Here is a 19,769-nt window from a genome sequence, read left to right as displayed (position 1 = left end):
GTACTTCAAGGACTGCTTAGGCGGTGGGCACCAGGAGGGCCACCGGGTAGTCCCGCAGGATTTCCCCCACGGCTACGGTGCCCGGACCGTGCGTTGAACCGGTCAGTTCATCGGCCATGGCCGCGGCGAGTTCGATGGTCGTGCCCTGCCATCCGCCGCGCTGCTCCAGGCCGCGGGGTAGCCGGGTGGCGAGCGTCAGCGCGCCCGGGGCTGAGGGTGTTCCGCGGTCAAAGGCGAGCAGGTGCGCAGCGGCGGTGCCCGTGGCCGTGACCGGCGTGTATCCGGTGAACAGTTCCGGCCGGTCCCGCCGCAGGCGCAGGGCCCGCGAGGTGACAAGGAGTTTCGCTGCCTCATCCAGGAACGACGTCGGACGCTCACCGGCGTCGAGCGCGGCGAGGGCGCGCCGGCGGGCGCCGAAGTCGAACGGCCGCCGGTTGTCCGGATCGGTCAGCGAGCGGTCCCAGAACTCGGTGCCCTGGTACACGTCCGGCACGCCGGGCATGGTGAGCTGCACCAGCTTGGCGCCGAGCGAGTTGGCGGCCCCGTACGGCTCCAGCAGCGCCACGAGGGACTCCAGCTCCGCCGTCACCTCCGGGGTGTCGAAAGCGGCGTCGACGGCGGCTGAAAGTTTCGCCTCGAAAGCCTCGTCCGGATCGATCCAGTTGGTCGAGTTCCCGGCTTCCCGGGCAGCTTTTTGCGCGTAGGACTGCAGCCGGTCGCGGTCCGCGGGCCAGGCGCCCGCGATGGCCTGCCACAGCAGGTTGGCCAGCGGCCCGTCCGGCAGGGGCGCCAGCTTCTGCAGCCGCTGCAGGGATTCCTGCCATTCCGGGGCCAGCTCCGCGAGGACCGAGATGCGGGCGCGGGTGTCCTCGCTGCGCTTGGTGTCGTGCGTACTGAGCGTCGTCATGGACAGCGGCTGTTCGGCCTGGCGGCGGGCCATCCGGGTGTGGAATTCCTCCGGCGTCACGGCAAACTCGGTGGGGTCGGCGCCGACTTCGGTCAGGGTGCCCAACCGGGTGTAGCGGAAGAACGCGGTGTCTTCCACGCCCTTGGCCATGACCATCCCGGAGGTCTGCTGGAAGCGGATGCCCAGTTCGGCGTCCGCGCCAGGACCGGCATTAAGCAGGAGCGGCAGGAGCACGCCGACGGGGCCTTCCAGTTCGGGGCGACGGCGGACAGCGAGTTCGCAGGCTTCCTTGAGGACGTCTGCGCCCTCCGGCAGGTAGCTGCGGTAGACCGGAAACGCGGCAATGATCTCGGACAGTGCGTCCGCCGCGGCGTCCTGGGCCAAGCCTGCTCCGGCCGGGACCAGTCGTGCCAGCCGGAGCATTTCAGAATGCAGAATGCCGTCCGTGATCCGGCGTTTAGTGCCGCGGATCATTTCGTCGTAGTCGGCAGCGCCGCCACGCAGTTCGGCGTCGAGAGCGTCGAGCTGGCCCTGTCCGGCGGCGTCGACGAATACCCGGTCCACGTCCGCGAGGGCGTCGTAGCCGGTGGTGCCCTCGCACTCGAAGCCGGCCGGCAGGCTCTCGCCCGGTTCCAGGATCTTCTCGATCAGCAGGTAACTGCCGCCCGTGACCTCGCGCAGCCGGTGCAGGTATCCCTCCGGATCGGCGAGGCCGTCCGGGTGGTCGATCCGCAGCCCGTCGACGAGCCCTTCCCGGAACCAGCGCACAACCTCCGCGTGGGCTTCATCGAAGACCTCGGGAAGCTCCACGCGGATCCCGGCCAGGCTGTTGACGGCAAAGAACCGGCGGTAGTTCAGGTCCGTGTCCGCCCGGCGCCAGCCGATCAGCTCATAGTGCTGCCGGTCGTGGACCGCGCGGGGGTCATCGGCAGTGGAGTCACCCTCGGTATAGGTGCCCTCGGCGAGCGGAAAGCGGTGGTCGTAGTAGCGCAGTTCCCCGTCACGGATCTCAAGCGCGTCAACGTCCGAGTCCGCGCCCAGCACGGGGATCCGCACGCGGCCGCCGCCAAAGTCCCAGTCGATGTCGAACGCCTGGGCGTAGCGGGACTGCTGCCCCTCCTTCAGGAGGGACCACCACCACGGGTTCTGGGCCGGGGTCGCGACGCCGACATGGTTGGGCACGATATCGACCAGCACGCCCATGCCGGCTTCCCGTGCGGCCGTCGACGCCGCCAGCAGGCCTTCCGCGCCGCCCCGGTCCGGATCAATGGCGGCGGGATCGGTGACGTCGTAACCGTGGTCCGAACCCTGCTCCGCCGTGAGGATCGGCGAGAGATAGATCCAGTCCACGCCCAGCGACTTCAGGTACGGCACGGTCTGCGCGGCGTCCTGCAGCGTAAAGCCGGGACGGATCTGCAGCCGGTAGGTGGAGACGGGGGTTCTCATTTAGCGGGGCCCTTCGGGGTCTTCGGCTTGTCAGCCTCCGTCTTTTTCGAGGCGGAGCCTTTCGCGGAGCCCGTGGACGCGCCCGCCGGTGCCGTGTCCGCGGGGACCTCCGGTGCCCGGGCCGCAGAATCAGCATCCGCCGAATCCTCGTGGTCCTCGTGCTCGGCCATCGCGGCCAGGGAGGCGGCCGCGGAGTAGTCCACTTCTACCTCGGGGCCCGAGTGTGCCCGGAGCACCACCATCGACTTTGCCGCCAACTTCACCACGGACCCAGCTTTGAGCGGTTCCTCGGTGTCCGCCTGGTCCGCGGTGTCCACCAGGACGTCCCAGAACCGTGAGTACTCCTCGGCCGGCAGGGCAAAGTCCACGTCGTCGTCGTGGGCGTTGAAGCCGAGCAGGAAACTGTCGTCGGTGATCCGGCGTCCGCGCGAATCCTGTTCCTGGATGCCGTGCCCGTTGTAGAACACACCGATGGTCCGGCCGAATCCGCTGTCCCAGTGCTCCGGCAGCATTTCCTTGCCGTCGGTATTGAGCCAGACGATGTCCGGCAGCTTCTCGCCCTCGCCGCGGCGTACCGGGCGGCCGTCGAAGAAACGGCTGCGCCGGAAGATGGGGTGGTCGCGGCGGATCTTATTGACCACCGCCGTGAACTCCACGAGCGGCTGGTCTATGGCGTCCCAGTGCACCCAGCTGAGTTCGGAGTCCTGGCAGTAGGTGTTGTTGTTGCCCTGCTGGGTGCGGCCCAGCTCGTCGCCGTGCAGAAGCATCGGAACGCCCTGCGAGAGCAGCAGGGTGGCGATGAAGTTGCGCTGCTGGCGGGCACGGAGGGTCAGGACGTGGTCGTTGTCCGTGTCCCCTTCCTCGCCACAGTTCCAAGAGCGGTTGTGGGATTCGCCGTCGTTGTTGCCCTCGCCGTTGGCATCGTTGTGCTTCTCGTTGTAGGACACGAGGTCGCGCATGGTGAAGCCGTCGTGGGCCGTGACGAAGTTGATCGAGGCCACTGGGCGCCGGGCGGAGCTTTCGTAGAGGTCCGCGGAGCCGGTCAGGCGGGAGGCGAATTCGCCTAGGGTCGACGGCTCACCGCGCCAGAAGTCACGGACGGTGTCGCGGTACTTGCCGTTCCACTCGGTCCACTGCGGCGGGAAGTTGCCCACCTGGTAGCCGCCGGGACCCACGTCCCACGGCTCGGCAATCAGCTTGACCTGGGAGACGATCGGGTCCTGCTGGATCAGTTCGAAGAAGGTGGAGAGCTTGTCCACGTCGTAGAACTCGCGGGCAAGCGTGGAGGCGAGGTCGAAGCGGAAGCCGTCGACGTGCATTTCCGTCACCCAGTAGCGCAAGGAGTCCATCAGCAGCTGGAGCGAGTGCGGGTGCCGGACGTTGAGGGAGTTTCCGGTGCCGGTGTAGTCCATGTAGTGCTTCATGTCATCGTCCACCAGCCGGTAGTAGGCCTGGTTGTCGATGCCCTTGAAGGACAGCGTGGGGCCGAGGTGGTTGCCTTCCGCGGTGTGGTTGTAGACCACGTCCAGGATCACTTCGATGCCCGCCTTGTGCAGCTCGCGGACCATGGCCTTGAATTCCTGGACCTGGTGCCCGACGTCGCCCGAGGAGCTGTAGGTGTTCTGCGGCGCGAAGAAGCCGATGGTGTTGTAGCCCCAGTAGTTGTTGAGACCCTTCTCCTCGAGCGTGCCGTCGTTGACGAACTGGTGCACGGGCATGAGCTCGATCGCGGTGACGCCGAGCTTCTTCAGGTGCTCCACTACGGCGGGGTGGGCTACGCCCGCATAGGTGCCGCGCTGCTCCTCCGGGACTTCCGGGTGGAGCTCGGTCAGGCCCTTGACGTGGGCCTCGTAGATGACCGACTGGTGGTACGGGATCCGCAACTGGCGGTCGCCGTCCCACTCGAAGAACGGGTTGATGACCACGCCGTGCATGGTGTGCGGCGCCGAGTCGGCGTCATTGCGCGAGTCGGGGTCGCCGAATTCATAGGTGAAGAGCGCCGGATCCCAGTCGATCTGGCCCTGAACGGCCTTGGCGTAGGGGTCCATCAGCAGCTTGTTGGGGTTGAAGCGGTTGCCGTGTTCGGGTTCGTACGGGCCGTGGACCCGGTAGCCGTATTTCTGTCCGGGCTGGACCTGCGGCAGGTAGCAATGCCACACGTAGCCGTCCACTTCGGTCAGCTCAATCCGCGTCTCGGTCAGGTCGTCAGCCAGGAGGCACAGTTCCACCCGCTCGGCGCGCTCGCTGAACAGGGCAAAGTTGGTACCAGTGCCGTCAAAAGTGGCTCCCAGCGGGTAAGCCGTTCCGGGCCAGACTTCCATGTGTACTCCTCGTGCGGACGAATATTCTCTAGACAGACTACTTGTAAGTAGGGTTACTAATTGACTCGGCGGGCTGACGCGCGCGTTTATTACAACTCCCGCATCACCTCCGGAACAGCACCCGCGATGGCCGTTGCTGTCACCGGTCCCCCGCGGGAGGCCCGGACTCCGGCCAGGCCGTGGACGCTGGCCGCCATCGCCGCGATCGCCGCCCATCTATCGTCGGGATCGATGCCATGTCCACCGAAGCGCCGGACGTCGGCACCCAACTGGGCCAGCAGCCCACCGATAACTCCTGCCAGGACGTCGCCGCTGCCTGCAGTGGCGATCCAGGGCGTGCCCTCGGCCTGGCTGTAGAAGTCCTGGAAGGGAGAGGCCACGAGGGTCGTGGCGCCCTTGAGCAGCACCGTGGCTTCGGTCAGACCCGCAGCCTGCCGCACCGCACTGAGGGTGGATGCTTCTACCGCGGAGCGGTCTAATGCAACCCCGAGGCGCTGAAGCAATGCCGACAGTTCGCCAGCATGGGGTGTCAGGATCACTTGCGGAGCCAGCACATCAGGCAGGGCGGGCAATGCGCCGGCATCGGCGATCGTCGGCAGGCCCGAGTCTGCGGCGTCACGGGCGCGCTGCAACTGCTGCTCATCGGAGTCATCCAGTCCGGAGCCCACGAGCCAGGCCTGAACGTGCGTATCGGCCACGGTGCCGGCGCTGCAGACCACCTCGGGGCAGGCCTGCCGGACGAGGTCGGCGACGCCGGGCGGGCCCAGGTAGCGCACCATTCCGACGCCGGCCGCCAGGGCGCCCTTACAGGCCAGCACCGCGGCGCCGGGATAGGCGTCGGAGCCTGCGACCACCCCAAGGACCCCCCTGGAGTACTTGTGCGCCCGCCGCTCCGGGCGTGGCAGCAGGGCCGAAAGGTCTCCGGCCTCAAGCCGTCTCAGGGCCGGCCACGGCAGCGCTCCCTCGATTCCGATGGGGACCACCCGGACGGTGCCCGCGAAGTCGGCGCCGGGGTCCGCCAAGAGGCCTGCCTTGGCGGCACCAAAGGTCACCGTCATGTCAGCGGCCAGCACCGGCGCGTATGCCTCCCCCGTATCCGCGTCGACGCCGCTGGGGATGTCGCAGGCCACGACCAAGGGGGAACGGGAGCCCGGCCGGGAGCGCTCCAGTGCCGCGACCAACTCTGCGGCCGGTCCCCGCAGACCGCCTTGGGCTCCGGTCCCGAGGACCGCGTCAATCACGACGTCGGCGCCGCCGGCCATAGCGGCGAGTTCGGCCACGTTGTCCCCGGTGAGCACCACGGCATGGCCGCCCGCTTGCCGGAACGCGTCCAACCCGGCGTCGTGGGCCGCGCCGGCGGTGAGCACCGCCGTCGTCCGCATGCCGCGGCGGGCCAGCAGCGCGGTAGCGAAGAGCCCGTCTCCGCCGTTGTTGCCCTTGCCCGCCAGCACGGCCACGCTGGAGCCGTAGAGGCGTTGCCCGCGCCCGCGCAGGCCGCGGATGATGGCGTTGGCGAGGCCATACGCGGCCCGCTGCATGAGAACAGCGCCCGCACCGGAGCCCAAGGTGTCGTCGAGAAATGGCTTCTCGGCCTCTCGTACCTGGGTTCCGGTGTAGGCGCTGATCATGGTTTCAGTCCATTCGCGGTCGCTGGGGAATGCCTGGCGCTCAGGCCCGTTCGGCCTGGACGGCCCTCTCAGCCTTCGGCGACAACTGTCGCGGTGGCGATCCCGCCGTCATGGCTCATGGACAAGTGCCAGCGCTTGACGCCCTTCGACTCCGCCACAGCCTGCACGGTGCCTTTGACCTGGACGGTGGGACCGTTCTGGTCCAGCCCGATCCAGCAGTCCTGCCAGTTCATGCCGGCCGGCGCCCCCAGCACCTTGGCCACGGCCTCCTTGGCCGCAAACCGCGCGGCGAGGGAGCGTGTGTTCAGTTCCCGCTCGGCGGGGACGAACAGCCTGTCGCGCAGGCCGGGGGTGCGCTCGAGCTGACGCCCGAACCGCTCAATGTCTACGACGTCTACGCCTATGCCAACGATCATGGCGTTATTCTACGGTCACGCTCTTGGCCAGGTTGCGCGGCTGGTCCACGTCATACCCCTTGGCCGAGGCGAGTGCGAGGGCGAAGATCTGCAGCGGAACCGTTGCAAGCAGCGGCGCCAGGAGCGTGGGAGTCTCCGGGATGTAGAAGACGTGCTCGGCGTACGCCTTGACGGCCTCGTCCCCTTCCTCCGCGATCACGATCGTCCGGGCGCCGCGGGCGCGGACTTCCTGGATGTTGGAGACCACCTTGGAGTGCAGCGAGTCGCGGCCGCGCGGGGACGGGACCACCACGAAGACAGGCTGGCCTTCCTCGATCAGCGCGATCGGGCCGTGCTTGAGTTCGCCGGCGGCGAAGCCCTCGGCGTGGATGTACGCGAGCTCCTTGAGCTTCAGCGCACCTTCCATCGCCACCGGGAAACCGACGTGGCGGCCCAGGAACAGCACGGACTTGGCGTCGGCCATGGACCGGCCGAGTTCCTTGATCTGGGCCTCGTTGTCGAGGATGTGCTGGATCTTGGCCGGAATCTTGCCCAGGTCAGACAGGATGTCCTTGATCTCGCCCTGGAACTTGTTGCCGCGCAGCTGTGCCAAATAAAGGCCCAGCAGGTAGGCGGCCGTGATCTGGGCCAGGAACGCCTTGGTCGAGGCCACGGCAATCTCGGGTCCGGCGTGCGTGTAGAGCACGGCGTCCGATTCCCGCGGGATGGTGGACCCGTTGGTGTTGCAGATAGAGACCGTCTTGGCGCCCTGCTCCTTGGCGTAGCGAACGGCCATGAGGGTGTCCATGGTCTCGCCGGACTGGGAGATGGAGACAATCAGCGTGTTCTCGTCAACGATCGGATCCCGGTAGCGGAATTCGTGCGAGAGTTCGACCTCGGTGGGGATCCGGCACCAGTGCTCAATGGCGTACTTTGCCACCTGGCCGGCGTAGGCGGAGGTGCCGCACGCCAGGACGATGATCTTGTTGACGTTCTTGAGCAGCGCCGGATCGACACGGAGCTCATCCAGCGTCAGCTTGCCGTGGATGTCGGAGCGGCCCAGCAAGGTCTGCAGCACGGCGTCCGGCTGGTCGTGGATTTCCTTTTCCATGAAGGACGGGAAGCCGCCCTTTTCGGCAGAGGCAGGGTCCCAGTTGACGTGGTATTCCTTGCCCTCGGCGGGGGCGCCGTAGAAGTCCGTGATTTCCACAGAGTCGGCGGTGATCGTGACGATCTGGTCCTGGCCGAGTTCCACAGCGCGCCGGGTGTAGTCGATAAAGCCGGAGACGTCGGAGCCGAGGAAGTTCTCGCCTTCGCCGAGGCCGACGACGAGCGGGGAGTTCCGGCGCGCCGCGACCACCACGTCAGGCTGGTCCGCATGGACGGCGAGGAGCGTGAAAGCACCCTCGAGCCGCTGGCAGGCAAGCTGCATGGCCAGGGTGAGGCCGCCATTGCTGACGTCACCGCCCAGCTGGTTCCGGTAGATGTCCCCCAGCAGCGCAGCCGCAACTTCCGTGTCGGTCTCGGACTCGAAGATGACGCCCTTGCGCTGGAGTTCGAGCTTAAGCTCGGCGAAGTTCTCGATGATGCCGTTGTGGATCAGGGCCAGCTTGCCGCCGTCGGACAGGTGCGGGTGCGCGTTCTGGTCCGTCGGGCCGCCGTGCGTGGCCCAGCGCGTGTGGCCGATTCCGGTGAGGGATTCCGGCAGCGGGCGAGTGTCCAGCTCCGCGATGAGGTTGCTCAGTTTGCCCGACTTCTTCCGGGAAGAAATGGTGCCGTCGGCAACCACCGCAATACCCGCGGAGTCGTAGCCTCGGTACTCCAAGCGCCGCAATCCTTCGAGGACAACGTCCAAGGCATTGTGTCCAGCATTTACCCGGCCATCTGAGTGGCCCACATATCCAACGATTCCACACATGGTCATAAGCCTAACGGGTTTCCGGGAGGGAGGTCGTCGGTCCGGCGGCGCGCGAACGCCCCGGCGCGGGGTTGCGGAGGGCCTGACCCGGCCCCCACCGGCCAGTCCATTTCGCTCTCGGCGCTGTGGAGGGCAGAATCTCTAGGGTGACTTTGCAACGCAATGAAGCGAACGGGGAAGGTGTCTCCCCGTTCGTGGAGCTGGACCGGCAGACCTGGTCCCGGCTCGCTGCCCAGATGGAGCAGCCCCTCAATGAAGAGGATGTGTTCCGCCTTCGCGGCCTCGGGGACCCCCTCGACATCAAGGAAGTGCGCGAGGTCTATCTGCCACTGTCCCGGCTCCTGCACCTTTACGTGGAAGCCGCGGGCCAACTTCACGCAGCCACCACCACCTTCCTCGGCGAAACCACCCAGCGCACGCCGTTCGTGATCGGCGTGGCCGGTTCGGTGGCCGTAGGCAAGTCCACCATTGCCCGCGTCCTGCGGGAGATGCTCCGCCGCTGGCCGGGCACCCCCAATGTGGAGCTCATCACCACGGATGGTTTCCTCTACCCGCTCGCCGAGCTCAAGCGCCGGCAACTACTGGAACGCAAGGGTTTTCCGGAGTCGTACGACCGGCGCGCCCTGCTGCGTTTCGTGAGCGAGATCAAGGGCGGCGCCGAGGAAGTCCGCGCCCCCTGGTATTCCCACGTCACCTACGACATCGTCCCCGGCAAGGAAGTGGTGGTGCGCCGGCCGGACGTGCTGATTGTCGAGGGACTGAACGTTCTGGCGCCGGCCCGGCCGCGGCAGGACGGCAGGCAGGGCCTGGCCCTGAGTGACTTCTTCGACTTCTCCATCTACGTCGACGCGAAAACCTCGTATATCGAGGAGTGGTATGTGGACCGGTTCCGCAAACTAAGGACCACGGCCTTCGCCCAGCCGGAATCGTACTTCCACCGCTACGCAACCCTCTCCGATGCCGAGGCCGAAGAGACCGCGCGTGAGATATGGAAGCGCATTAACGAGCCCAACCTCGAGGAAAACGTCCTCCCGACCCGGGGCCGCGCGCAACTGGTCCTGACCAAGGACGCCGACCACTCCATCCGCCGGATGCTGCTGAGGAAGGTCTAGCACAGATGTGCTACGACGACACGGACGGAGCGTTTGGGCGGCAGTCGCCCAGCCCGGATGCGCTGAGCCGCCGGGCCTTCAGCCGCCTCCTGCTGGCCGGGACGAGCCTCGCTGCACTGTCCGCCTGCGCCCCGGCCCAGTCCTTCACGCCGTCCGGCACGCCAGGGTCGACTCCCGGCCCGACACCGGGCATGGGCGGTGGGACGCCGACAAGCAGCCCATCGGCGACGCCGACGCCCGCGACGTCGTCGGCTGTCCCGCCGTCGGCCGCGGCACGCCCTCCATCGGCCGCGGCGCCAGGGCCGCATCATTCACTCTCGGACCCCACCAGCCCGTGGGTGATCGTCAACAAGCACCGGCCGCTCTCCCCCGCCACCTTTGTGCCGCCGGATCTGGTCCGGCCGGCCGTGCGGCTGGCTACCTCGGGCGAGGCGGCGCTGCTGAACAGTACGACGGCGGCCGCGGCGGAGAAGATGTTCGCGGCGGCGGCAGCGGAGGGCGTCATCATGACCCTGGCCAGCGGCTACCGTTCGTTCGCGACGCAGACGGCTACCTACGGCAGTTACGTGAATTCCCGGGGACGGGCCGAGGCCGACACCGCTTCCGCCCGGCCGGGCCACTCCGAGCACCAGACGGGCTGGGCTTTCGACATTGGTGACGGAAGCGGCGCAGACGCTTTTACCCCACAGTTCAAGGATCGGCCGGCGGCGATGTGGGCCAAGGCGAATGCCCACCGCTTCGGTTTCGTGGTCCGCTACCCGTGGATGCTGCACAAAATCACGGGCTATTTCTACGAGCCATGGCATCTGCGCTTCATCGGCACCGAGGTGGCCAAGGACATGTCCGCGCGCGGCATCGGCACGCTAGAACAGTACTTCGGCCTGGAAGCCGCGCCAGCCTACTTGTAGGCGACAGCGGCCGGGGCGGATTCTCCCCACCTTCGCCACCACGACGCCGGGACACGCCTGCGGAAGCGGCCAACACGCCGTCGGACGCACTCAAAGGTGGGGAAACCGGGCGACAGCGGCCGGAGCGACCGGCCGCCGGAACCGTTTGAGGCTGACTAGTCGGCGACGAGCTCCAGGGCCAGTTCGGTCCGGACCACCTGGGCCAGCCGTTCGGCGACGCCCTGGGCGGTGGCGTGGTCGGCGGCCTCCACCATCACACGCACCACCGGCTCGGTGCCGGAGGGACGCAGCAGGACGCGTCCGGTGTCGCCGAGTTCGGCTTCGGCGATCGACACGGCCGCAGCCACCACTTCATCGCCCTTCACCCGGGTACGGTCCACGCCCTTGACGTTGATCAGGACCTGCGGCAGCTTGGTCATGACCGTGGACAGCTCCTTGAGCGGGCGCCCGGTGAGGGCCACCTGGGCCGCGATCTGCAGTCCGGTCAGCACGCCGTCGCCGGTGGTGGCGTGGTCGGCAAAAATCACATGTCCGGACTGCTCGCCGCCAAGGTTGAAGCCGCCGTTGCGCATTTCCTCGAGGACGTAGCGGTCCCCCACGCCGGTTTCACGCAGGCTGATCCCGGCGTCGCGCAGGGCCAGCTTCAAGCCGAGGTTGCTCATGACGGTGGCCACAAGGACATCGTCCTTGAGCTTTCCGGAGGCCTTGAGGGCTACGGCCAGGATGGCCATGATCTGGTCGCCGTCCACTTCGTTGCCTTCGTGGTCCACAGCGAGGCAACGGTCGGCGTCGCCGTCGTGGGCGATGCCGAGGTCCGCCCCGTGGTCCAGGACGGCGCGCTTGAGCGGGCCAAGGTGGGTGGAGCCGACCCCCTCGTTGATATTGAGTCCGTCCGGTTCGGCGCCAATCACGATCACGTTGGCGCCGGCGTCCTTGAACACCTGGGGTGAACAGCCGCTGGCTGCGCCGTGGGCGCAGTCGAGCACCACTTTCAGGCCGTCCAGGCGGTGGGGAAGCGTGCCGAGCAGGTGCACGATATAGCGGTCCTCGGCGTCGGAGAAGCGCTGGATCCGTCCGACGTCGCCGCCGACGGGCCGGGAGGGCTCCTTGCCGAGCTGCTCTTGGATGGCATCCTCAACGTCGTCGGCCAGCTTCTGGCCGCCACGGGCGAAGAACTTAATGCCGTTGTCAGGCGCGGGGTTGTGGGAGGCGGAGATCATGACGCCGAAGTCGGCGTCGAGGTCCGCCACAAGGTAGGCGGCGGCCGGGGTGGGGAGAACGCCGGCGTCGTAGACGTCGATTCCCGAGCTTGAGAGGCCTGCCTCCACGGCGGCCGCGAGGAACTCGCCACTGGCCCTTGGGTCGCGTGCCACCACGGCGCGCGGCCGCTTCCCGGTCGTGTTGCGGTCATGGCCAAGTACGACGGCGGCGGCCTGGGCCAGCTGCAACGCGAGCTCGGCGGTCAGCAACCCGTTCGCCAGGCCGCGGACTCCATCGGTTCCAAATAATCTAGACATCGGACCAAGTTTAGTCGATGGCCGGGGCAAGTCCGGCCTTAACGGCGAAAGCCCGCCCCGCCGAGTGGCGGAACGGGCTTTCGTAGAGGCGCTGAGGGCGCCTTCAAGCGGATTAGCGCTTGGAGTACTGCTGAGCCTTACGGGCCTTCTTGAGACCGGCCTTCTTACGCTCGATGACGCGGGCGTCACGGCGCAGGTAACCGGCCTTCTTCAGGGTGGCGCGGTTGTTCTCGGTGTCGATCTCGTTCAGTGAACGGGCGATGCCGAGGCGCAGTGCACCGGCCTGGCCGGAGATGCCGCCACCGTGGATACGGGCGATGACGTCGTAGGCGCCGTCAAGATCGAGGATCTTGAAGGGCTCGTTGACGTCCTGCTGGTGCAGCTTGTTCGGGAAGTAGTTCGCCAGCTCGCGGCCGTTGATGGTCCACTTGCCGGAGCCCGGCACAACGCGAACGCGTGCAACGGCTTCCTTACGACGGCCAACTGCAGCGCCGGCAACGGTCAGTGCCGGGCGTTCCTTCTTGGGCGCTTCTGCTTCTGCAGGACCGCTCTCCGAGGTGTAGCTGGTCAGGTTTTCCTCAGCCACAACGGCCTCGGCGGTCTCTTCGTTCTGAGCCACGATTCTCCTTGTATAGATAAGTTGTTTGGTGGCCAGGACTACTGGGCGACCTGGGTGATTTCGAAAGTCTTGGGCTGCTGGGCGGCGTGGGGGTGCTCTGCACCGCGGTACACCTTCAGCTTGCCCAGCTGCTGTGCAGCGAGGGAGTTCTTCGGGAGCATGCCCTTGATGGCCTTTTCCACGGCGCGAACCGGGTTGGACTCAAGCAGTTCCGCGTAGTTGACGGAGGTCAGGCCGCCCGGGTAGCCGGAGTGGCGGTATGCGCGCTTCTGCTCCAGCTTGGCGCCGGTGAGGGCAACCTTTTCAGCGTTGATGATGATGACGAAGTCGCCCATGTCCATGTGGGACGCAAAGGTGGCCTTGTGCTTGCCGCGCAGCAGGATTGCGGTCTGGCTGGCAAGACGACCAAGGACAACGTCGGTGGCGTCAATGACGTGCCACTGGCGGTTGATATCGCCGGGCTTCGGGGTATACGTACGCACGGTGTTTGCCTCGTTCTTGTTCTGGCGTTCTTGTTTTAGGCGTCACTCTTACGGTGCACCTACTATCTATGCGCTACCGGAACAGAGGTGAGGGCTCTATGTAACCAGTCATCCTGAAGTCTCGAATGTGCACGTTGAGTAGCTATCCTGCAACCGGATTCTCAAGCGGGCACGCACCATCGAGATAGGACACGCACAACGACTACCAATATTAGCCGACCACGGGCTCTTGGGTCAAAATGGGGTGTCCGGTGGCATGCTGCCTGCTCTGTTTCGCAGCCTGCCCCTTGCCGGCCCGTCGCATCCCTGGAGGAACCGTGTCCGATCCCGCCGCCGCCGGCACTCTCTCGCTGTTGTTCGCGCAGCCGGCCGGATCGCTCACCGACGCCCTCTTCATCGCCGGCGTTGGCCTCGCGGGCGCATGCCTGTCCCTGCTGGCCGAGTTCCTGATCCGTCGCGCACTCCCCCGGCTCGGCGGTTCACCGACAGTACGCATGCAAAGTACGACGGCGGCAGCCGCGTTTACGCTGTCCGCTCTACTTGCGTGGCGGTTCGGCGCCTCCCCGGAGCTTCCCGCCTACGTGTTACTGGCCGTCGCCGGCGTCCAGCTGGCGCGAATCGATCTGCAGCATCACTTGTTGCCAAACCGGATGGTTCTGCCCCTCTTGGGGGCCGCAATTGTGCTACTCGGGGCCGCCGCAGGGGTGTCCGGCCAGGCAGGTAGCCTGCTGCGCGGGGTGGCCGGAGCCGCAATTTTGTTTGTTTTGTACCTTTTTCTGGCCCTGACCAGCAGAAACGGTCTCGGAATGGGCGATGTGAAGCTTGCGGCACCACTTGGACTGTACTTGGGCTACTTGGGCTGGTCCCACTTGTTCTACGGTGGGGCCCTGGGTTTCGTCGCCGGTGGTGTCGCCTCGCTGCTTCTGGTCCTCAAAAACCGCGGAAACAAGCCGAAGGAAGTGCCCTACGGGCCTTCGATGCTTGCCGCCGGCCTCGCCATCATCCTGCTGCTCCCCTAGGTAGCGGCCGCCTTCACCTGGGAAGCGAATTAAGTAAGACGGCTTATTAAACCAAGTAATTGAGGCCCACCCCTAGTTGGAAACTGAGTACACCCCCGCTTGAGGGCAGGTGATACCCATTTTTCTTTCCAAAAAGTCGAGTATCGGACATCATTGCCGCGTCGTTTGCGGCCGTGCAAATGTTGTCCCAACGAAGCTCCAGCAAATAAGCAATCGGGGATTTGCCGGAAATTCGTTCATTACTCAAAACTCTGGAAAAGGAAAAATAAAATGACTGGTCTCATGGTCTCAATGCTCGCTTTTGTCGCCGGCGTCAAGGACAAGCTCACCTCCGAAAAGGGGGCGACCGCGACGGAATATTCGCTGCTCGTAGCCTTTATCGCCTTCGGAATTATCGCCGGCGTCACCGCCTTCGGCGGTCAGCTGAACGCGTGGTTCCAAGGCCTCAGCGTCACCGTCAACGGCTGGCAGAACGGCCAGCCCTAAATCCCAGCCGACAAATCAGGTCTCAGCAACACCCGGTGTGCCGCGTCCGCTCAGCGCGGACGCGGCACATTTCTTTCCCATTCCGCTGCATCTATCCCTGGGGGATCCAATGACGCGCAGCACTTCAAGGACGCCCGGCTCACGGGCGCAAGACCGCGAACGCGGGGCGGCCGCCGTCGAGTTCGCCCTCGTTGCACCCATTCTTCTCGCCTTGGTTGGCGGCATCGTCGAATTCTCACATGTCTACAACCTTCAGATCTCTGTCACCCAGGCAGCCCGGGAGGCCGCCAGGACCATGGCAGTCCAGAACGACCAAGGCTTGGCGCGGGCAGCCGCTGTCGCCGGCGCACCGGGCCTGACTCCCGCATCCTTCGGCTTCACGTTCGCCCCTGGCACCTGCGCTGCAGACGTCATAGCGAACGTGACAGTCACCTACACCGCACCCGCCATGACTGGGATGTTCGGCAACACCCTCACTGTCACCGGAGTGGGGGCAATGCAATGCGGCGGCTAAAGCGCAACCAGGACAGAGAGCGCGGCGCTGCGGGCGTCATGGTCGCTGTCATGATGCTGGTGCTCATCGGCGCCGGCGCCATGGCAGTCGATGTCGGCCAGATCTACGCTGAGCGTGCGCAATTGCAGAACGCGGCGGACGCCGGCGCCATGGCCGCCGCCAAGCAGTGCCACGAGGCCGGCGGCTGCACAGTTGCCCAAGCAACACCCTGGGCGGCGGCACTGAGCGGTCCCAACTCCAACGACGGAGCATCCACTATCGCGGAGGTCGACCTTTCCGTTCCGAATCAAGTCACGGTGGCCACCTCCACCCGCGATGGCAGCAGCGGCGCAGGTTTTCTCACGCAGATGTTTTCCGCTGCACTCAACGCCCCTCCTGTGACGGTCGGGGCCCGCGCTACAGCGTCGTTTGCCCCTCCTTCGAGTGGGTCCGGATTTCCGCTCGCGATTTCTGACGACTGCTTCAACCTCTCGGCAGCGGCTCCCACCGGGGAGGTTCAAAAGATTTCCTACAAGCCAGGCGGAACCTGCACCGGCCCGTCGGGGACGCAGATCCCCGGCGGATGGGGCTGGCTGGATCAGGACGAGCCCTGCGAGGCGGAGACGCAAACCGGCAGTAATTTGATTGGCTCCGACCCCGGCAACAATCCGCCGACCGACTGCCAAACGATCCTTGCGGAATGGAAAGCGACGATACTGGCCGGCGGCGAAGTCCTCGTCACCTTCCCCATCTTCGACGACGCCACGAACCATGGGCAAAACGGCACCTTCCACATCATCGGATACGCAACGTTCAAGATCTGGGGCTGGAAGTTCGGCAACAACCACGAATACGAATACCGGAACAAGGCCAACGATCCAGGGATGAATCCAGCACTGGCCTGCGCCGGGGGACAAGACCGCTGCATCATCGGCCAGTTCGTCAGATTTGAATCCATAGATTCCACAGAAGAAATTCCGGGCACCGGCGCGGACCTCGGAACCACTGAAATCAAGCTAATCAAGTAATTAATTACTAGGGGGTTATCATGAAAACACGCCTGCTGGGGGGCATCGCCGCATTACTTGTGGCAATTATTGGAACAGTATTACTGGTCTCGTATGTACAGAATGCAGATAAACGAGCATTGGCCGGTACCGAAACCCAAACCATCTACGTCGTGCAGAAGGCCATCCCGGCCGGCACGGCCGCAGACAAGATCGAAGCTTCCGTCATCAAGAAGGACGTGCCAAAGCTTGCTTTGGCCGCCAACAACGTGACCGACCTGGCGTCGCTCGGCTCAAAAGTTACCTCAGTGGCACTCATGCCGGGCGAGCAACTTCTGACCTCGCGGATGGTGGAACAGAACGCCTTTCTCGGCCCGTCCCGGGTCCAGGTTCCCACTGGGCTACAGGAAATCACTCTGAAACTGCCAATCGAACGGGTGGCCGGCGGAAAGGTTAACGCTGGGGATACCGTCGGAATTTTCCTTTCGCTGGAACAAGCCACCTCAACCGGTGCAAACGGCCAGGCGGGGACGAAGTCGAGCAAGACTCAACTGAGCTTCCACAAGGTCCTGGTGACCGCCTCGCAGTTCAGCAACGGCGCCGCGGCAAAGACCGAAGACTCTGCCACCGCATCCGGGACCAGTCAGGCATCGTCGACGACGAGCACCAGCCAGGCAACCAGCGGTGTTTACCTGATCACGATCGCGAGGAACTCGGCCGACGCCGAGCGGATCGTGTTTGCCGTCGAGTTCGGCAAGGTCTACCTCTCCAAAGAGCCCGGCGATGCCGTCGAATCCGGAGCCAGCTTCGTGGATACCTCAAGGTTGTTCCGATGAGCCGCTTCGTCCTGATCACGCCAAGTGCCGATTTCGAACGGTTGGCCTCTCTGGCCATCGCAGGGATGCACGGGGAGCTCCATGTTTTCAAGGCGGATTATCTGCCCGAGGGCCCAAGTGACATCCTGCGGCAAATGGTCGGGGATCCGCCCGAAGTCCTTATTCTGGGTCCGGGACTGCCGGTGGAGGATTCGCTGAAACTGGCAGCCGTGGTGGACCTTCAGTATCCGGAAATCAGTGTCGTCCTGGCCGTCACCGCTACCCCCGAGACCGTGCTTCAGGCGATGCGTGCCGGTGTCCGGGACCTGCTGGATCCCGGCGCCGATCCGGACACCATCCGGGTCATGCTGGAGCGTGCAAGCCTCGCCGCCGCAGGACGGCGGCGCGGGCTCGCGCCCCAGGCTACCGAGCATGCGGATCACGGCTCCGGCCGAGTGATTGCCGTGATGTCACCGAAGGGCGGGGTGGGCAAGACGACGGTCGCCACCAACATCGCGGTCGGGCTCGGGAAAGCCGCACCCATGAGCGTTGTGATCGTTGATCTCGATCTGCAATTCGGTGATGTTGCAAGCGGGCTGCTGCTGGAGCCTGAGTTCACCATCACGGACGCCGTCCTGGGAGCAGCGAGCCAGGACTCGATGGTTCTCAAGACCTACCTGACTGTTCATCCGGCCGGAATCTACGCGCTGTGCGCTCCACTCTCGCCCGTGGAGATGGATCGGATCAGCGCCGCGAACGTTTCGCACTTGCTGGAGCAGCTCAGGCAGGAATTCCATTACATCGTGGTGGACACGGCCCCGGGGCTGGGCGAGCACGTGCTTGCCACCCTGGAGCAGGCCACCGACGCAGTCTGGATCTGTGGCATGGACGTGCCCAGCATCAGGGGTATGCGGACCGGGTTCCAGATCCTCGACGAGCTGAACCTCGTACCGGAGCACCGGCACATCGTCCTGAACATGGCCGATCGGCGGGCCGGCCTGACCCTCAAGGACGTGGAGGCATCCGTTGGCGCCCCCGTCGACGTTGTGCTTCCGCGGTCCAGGAACCTCCCGTTCTCTACCAATAAGGGCGTCCCTATCCTGCAGGACGGCAGCCGGGATCCGGCCGCTAAAGGGCTGCGTCAACTCGTGGACCGGTTCAAGCCGGACTGGGAAGCGAGACCGCACAAGCAACTTCACAGAAGGGCGGTAGTGCAGTGAGCCTCTCAGACCGACTCCACCAGCTCCGCGGCGCCGAACGGCGCGACGCTCCCAATTCGGCGCCGCCGGCCCGCGACGATGTCTTTGCATCCCAGGCGCAGCCGGCCACACTTGGACGGATACTTGAAGCCAAGACGGCTGCAGCGTCCCAGTCAGAATCCGTGGAAGTCCAGCAAACCGCGTCGATTGCCAGTGAGGCACTGAACGCTCTCAAGGAACGCGCCAGCCAGGCACTTTTCGAGCGCCTTGGTGGCCGGATCACTGACTCGTCTCTCGATGAGACAGAGCTTCACCAGTCCGTGAAAGACGAACTGAAAGTGGTTCTGGAGGAGGAGCAGATCCCCCTCACGACCCTCGAGCGGCAACGTCTGATCCGGGAAATCACTGACGACGTCCTCGGCCACGGACCCATCCAGCGGTTCCTGGATGATCCGGCAGTCACCGAGGTAATGGTCAATCGTTTCGACCAGATCTACATCGAACGTCAAGGCCAGCTCCACTTGACGGACACCAAGTTCACCTCCGACGAAGCCTTGCGACGGGTTATCGAACGGATTGTGTCCCACGTCGGACGGCGCATCGATGAGTCCTCGCCGTTGGTGGACGCCAGGCTTGCCGACGGTTCCCGCGTCAACGCCATCATTCCACCTCTCGCGGTGAATGGCCCGGCGCTGACGATCAGGAAATTCGGACGGGATCCATTGACGGTCCAAAACCTGATCAGCATGGGCAGCCTCTCCCCCGAGATGGCTGAACTGCTCCAGGCTTGCGTGTTGGCCCGGATGAACATCATCGTTTCGGGTGGCACAGGGACCGGAAAGACCACGCTGCTTAATGTGTTGTCCTCCTTCATTCCTGCCTCTGACCGGATTGTCACCATCGAGGATGCAGTCGAGCTCCAGCTACAGCAGGATCACGTGGTGCGGCTCGAAAGCCGGCCGCAGAACATCGAGGGCAAGGGCGAGGTCTCCATCCGGGACCTCGTGCGGAACTCGCTGCGAATGCGACCGGACAGGATCGTGGTCGGTGAAGTCCGCGGCGGTGAGTGCTTGGACATGTTGCAGGCCATGAACACCGGCCACGACGGTTCCATCTCTACGGTGCACGCAAACTCGCCCCGGGACGCCATCGCCAGGCTCGAGACACTCGTGCTGATGGCAGGCATGGATCTCCCACTCCGGGCCGTCCGCGAGCAGGTGGCATCGGCCGTGAATCTGATCGTCCACATATCCCGGCTCCGCGACGGCACTCGCCGTGTCACACATATCACCGAAGTCCAGGGCATGGAGGGCGACATCGTGACCCTCCAGGACGCGTTCGTCTTCGACTACGCCGCCGGAGTGGACGCGAGCGGGCGGTTCCTAGGGAAGCCGGTGCCGACCGGGGTCCGGCCTCGCTTCACGGATCGCTTTGCCGAACTTGGCATATCCATCTCACCGACCGTCTTCGGTGCGCAGCCGGCAAGGGGGCGGTGAC

Annotated in this window: 17 protein-coding genes; 9 read left to right on the top strand and 8 right to left on the bottom strand. The window is 65.3% G+C overall.

The features are described 5' to 3' along the window. Nucleotides 1-16 precede the first annotated feature (16 nt). From treY to glmS, 5 genes are all read right to left on the bottom strand, one after another. Nucleotides 17-2,353, bottom strand: coding sequence for a malto-oligosyltrehalose synthase (treY, locus tag BLS42_RS01750; RefSeq protein WP_090575423.1), 2,337 nt, complete (start codon nt 2,351-2,353; stop codon nt 17-19). After that, nucleotides 2,350-4,674 carry a glycogen debranching protein GlgX gene (gene glgX / locus BLS42_RS01745; RefSeq protein ID WP_090575420.1) on the bottom strand — a complete coding sequence of 775 codons (2,325 nt, stop codon included), beginning with the start codon at nt 4,672-4,674 and terminating at the stop codon, nt 2,350-2,352. The genes treY and glgX overlap by 4 nt, the downstream gene beginning before the upstream one ends. Nucleotides 4,675-4,763: 89 nt before the next feature. Next, nucleotides 4,764-6,302 (bottom strand): NAD(P)H-hydrate epimerase, encoded by a 1,539-nt coding sequence (locus tag BLS42_RS01740; protein WP_090575417.1) that lies wholly within the window; start codon nt 6,300-6,302, stop codon nt 4,764-4,766. A gap of 68 nt (nt 6,303-6,370) precedes the next feature. After that, complete coding sequence (locus tag BLS42_RS01735; protein ID WP_090575414.1) at nt 6,371-6,718, bottom strand: holo-ACP synthase; 348 nt, start codon at nt 6,716-6,718, stop codon at nt 6,371-6,373. 4 nt (nt 6,719-6,722) lie between these two features. Then, the gene (gene glmS, locus BLS42_RS01730) at nt 6,723-8,615 is read right to left on the bottom strand and encodes a glutamine--fructose-6-phosphate transaminase (isomerizing) (RefSeq protein WP_090576054.1); all 1,893 of its coding nucleotides are present in this window, start codon (nt 8,613-8,615) and stop codon (nt 6,723-6,725) included. Nucleotides 8,616-8,761: 146 nt separating this feature from the next. Between glmS and coaA the strand changes: the two genes are divergently transcribed. Together coaA and BLS42_RS20095 are read left to right on the top strand one after the other, a co-directional pair. Beyond that, nucleotides 8,762-9,727 carry a type I pantothenate kinase gene (coaA, locus tag BLS42_RS01725; protein WP_090575410.1) on the top strand — a complete coding sequence of 322 codons (966 nt, stop codon included), beginning with the start codon at nt 8,762-8,764 and terminating at the stop codon, nt 9,725-9,727. Nucleotides 9,728-9,732: 5 nt separating this feature from the next. Continuing rightward, entirely contained in the window at nt 9,733-10,635 is a 903-nt protein-coding gene (locus BLS42_RS20095) for a M15 family metallopeptidase (protein WP_176803096.1), read from the top strand. Between the two features lie 155 nt (nt 10,636-10,790). Here BLS42_RS20095 and glmM read toward each other — a convergent pair whose 3' ends face one another. The 3 genes from glmM to rplM form a co-directional block, all read right to left on the bottom strand. Continuing rightward, nucleotides 10,791-12,152, bottom strand: coding sequence for a phosphoglucosamine mutase (gene glmM, locus BLS42_RS01715; protein ID WP_090575404.1), 1,362 nt, complete (start codon nt 12,150-12,152; stop codon nt 10,791-10,793). 112 nt (nt 12,153-12,264) lie between these two features. Then, nucleotides 12,265-12,771: a 30S ribosomal protein S9 gene (gene rpsI, locus BLS42_RS01710; protein ID WP_090575401.1), complete on the bottom strand. Its 507-nt coding sequence runs from the start codon at nt 12,769-12,771 to the stop codon at nt 12,265-12,267. A 38-nt stretch (nt 12,772-12,809) separates the two neighbouring features. After that, the gene (rplM, locus tag BLS42_RS01705) at nt 12,810-13,253 is read right to left on the bottom strand and encodes a 50S ribosomal protein L13 (protein WP_015937805.1); all 444 of its coding nucleotides are present in this window, start codon (nt 13,251-13,253) and stop codon (nt 12,810-12,812) included. Nucleotides 13,254-13,570: 317 nt separating this feature from the next. Between rplM and BLS42_RS01700 the strand changes: the two genes are divergently transcribed. The 7 genes from BLS42_RS01700 to BLS42_RS01670 all read left to right on the top strand — a co-directional run bounded on the left by BLS42_RS01700 (nt 13,571) and on the right by BLS42_RS01670 (nt 19,768). Next, nucleotides 13,571-14,272, top strand: coding sequence for a prepilin peptidase (locus tag BLS42_RS01700; protein ID WP_090575398.1), 702 nt, complete (start codon nt 13,571-13,573; stop codon nt 14,270-14,272). Between the two features lie 270 nt (nt 14,273-14,542). After that, nucleotides 14,543-14,758: a Flp family type IVb pilin gene (locus tag BLS42_RS01695; protein WP_090575395.1), complete on the top strand. Its 216-nt coding sequence runs from the start codon at nt 14,543-14,545 to the stop codon at nt 14,756-14,758. A 109-nt stretch (nt 14,759-14,867) separates the two neighbouring features. Continuing rightward, nucleotides 14,868-15,272, top strand: coding sequence for a TadE/TadG family type IV pilus assembly protein (locus tag BLS42_RS01690; RefSeq protein ID WP_090575392.1), 405 nt, complete (start codon nt 14,868-14,870; stop codon nt 15,270-15,272). Further along, nucleotides 15,260-16,279, top strand: coding sequence for a pilus assembly protein TadG-related protein (locus BLS42_RS01685; protein ID WP_090575389.1), 1,020 nt, complete (start codon nt 15,260-15,262; stop codon nt 16,277-16,279). Before BLS42_RS01690 ends, BLS42_RS01685 begins: the two co-directional genes overlap by 13 nt. Before the next feature lie 20 nt (nt 16,280-16,299). Further along, nucleotides 16,300-17,094, top strand: coding sequence for a Flp pilus assembly protein CpaB (locus tag BLS42_RS01680; RefSeq protein WP_090575386.1), 795 nt, complete (start codon nt 16,300-16,302; stop codon nt 17,092-17,094). Beyond that, nucleotides 17,091-18,293, top strand: a complete 1,203-nt coding sequence (locus BLS42_RS01675) for a CpaE/TadZ family protein (protein WP_090575383.1) — start codon at nt 17,091-17,093, stop codon at nt 18,291-18,293. The genes BLS42_RS01680 and BLS42_RS01675 overlap by 4 nt, the downstream gene beginning before the upstream one ends. Continuing rightward, nucleotides 18,290-19,768: a TadA family conjugal transfer-associated ATPase gene (locus tag BLS42_RS01670; RefSeq protein ID WP_090575381.1), complete on the top strand. Its 1,479-nt coding sequence runs from the start codon at nt 18,290-18,292 to the stop codon at nt 19,766-19,768. The genes BLS42_RS01675 and BLS42_RS01670 overlap by 4 nt, the downstream gene beginning before the upstream one ends. Nucleotide 19,769 lies beyond the last annotated feature (1 nt).

Origin of the sequence: Arthrobacter sp. ov407 (assembly GCF_900102895.1) — a bacterium.
Taxonomy (GTDB): domain Bacteria; phylum Actinomycetota; class Actinomycetes; order Actinomycetales; family Micrococcaceae; genus Arthrobacter.
The sequence above is the reverse complement of the archived record's forward strand: the minus strand, read 5'-3'. Positions and strand labels throughout refer to the sequence as shown.

Coding starts and splice junctions, on each gene's coding strand:
- glmS (WP_090576054.1), bottom strand. CDS start 8,615: ATGTGTGGAATCGTTGGATATGTGGGCCACTCAGATGGCCGGGTAAAT.
- BLS42_RS01695 (WP_090575395.1), top strand. CDS start 14,543: ATGACTGGTCTCATGGTCTCAATGCTCGCTTTTGTCGCCGGCGTCAAG.
- BLS42_RS01690 (WP_090575392.1), top strand. CDS start 14,868: ATGACGCGCAGCACTTCAAGGACGCCCGGCTCACGGGCGCAAGACCGC.
- treY (WP_090575423.1), bottom strand. CDS start 2,353: ATGAGAACCCCCGTCTCCACCTACCGGCTGCAGATCCGTCCCGGCTTT.
- BLS42_RS01675 (WP_090575383.1), top strand. CDS start 17,091: ATGAGCCGCTTCGTCCTGATCACGCCAAGTGCCGATTTCGAACGGTTG.
- BLS42_RS01740 (WP_090575417.1), bottom strand. CDS start 6,302: ATGATCAGCGCCTACACCGGAACCCAGGTACGAGAGGCCGAGAAGCCA.
- glmM (WP_090575404.1), bottom strand. CDS start 12,152: ATGTCTAGATTATTTGGAACCGATGGAGTCCGCGGCCTGGCGAACGGG.
- glgX (WP_090575420.1), bottom strand. CDS start 4,674: ATGGAAGTCTGGCCCGGAACGGCTTACCCGCTGGGAGCCACTTTTGAC.
- BLS42_RS01680 (WP_090575386.1), top strand. CDS start 16,300: ATGAAAACACGCCTGCTGGGGGGCATCGCCGCATTACTTGTGGCAATT.
- BLS42_RS01685 (WP_090575389.1), top strand. CDS start 15,260: ATGCGGCGGCTAAAGCGCAACCAGGACAGAGAGCGCGGCGCTGCGGGC.
- BLS42_RS01735 (WP_090575414.1), bottom strand. CDS start 6,718: ATGATCGTTGGCATAGGCGTAGACGTCGTAGACATTGAGCGGTTCGGG.
- BLS42_RS20095 (WP_176803096.1), top strand. CDS start 9,733: ATGTGCTACGACGACACGGACGGAGCGTTTGGGCGGCAGTCGCCCAGC.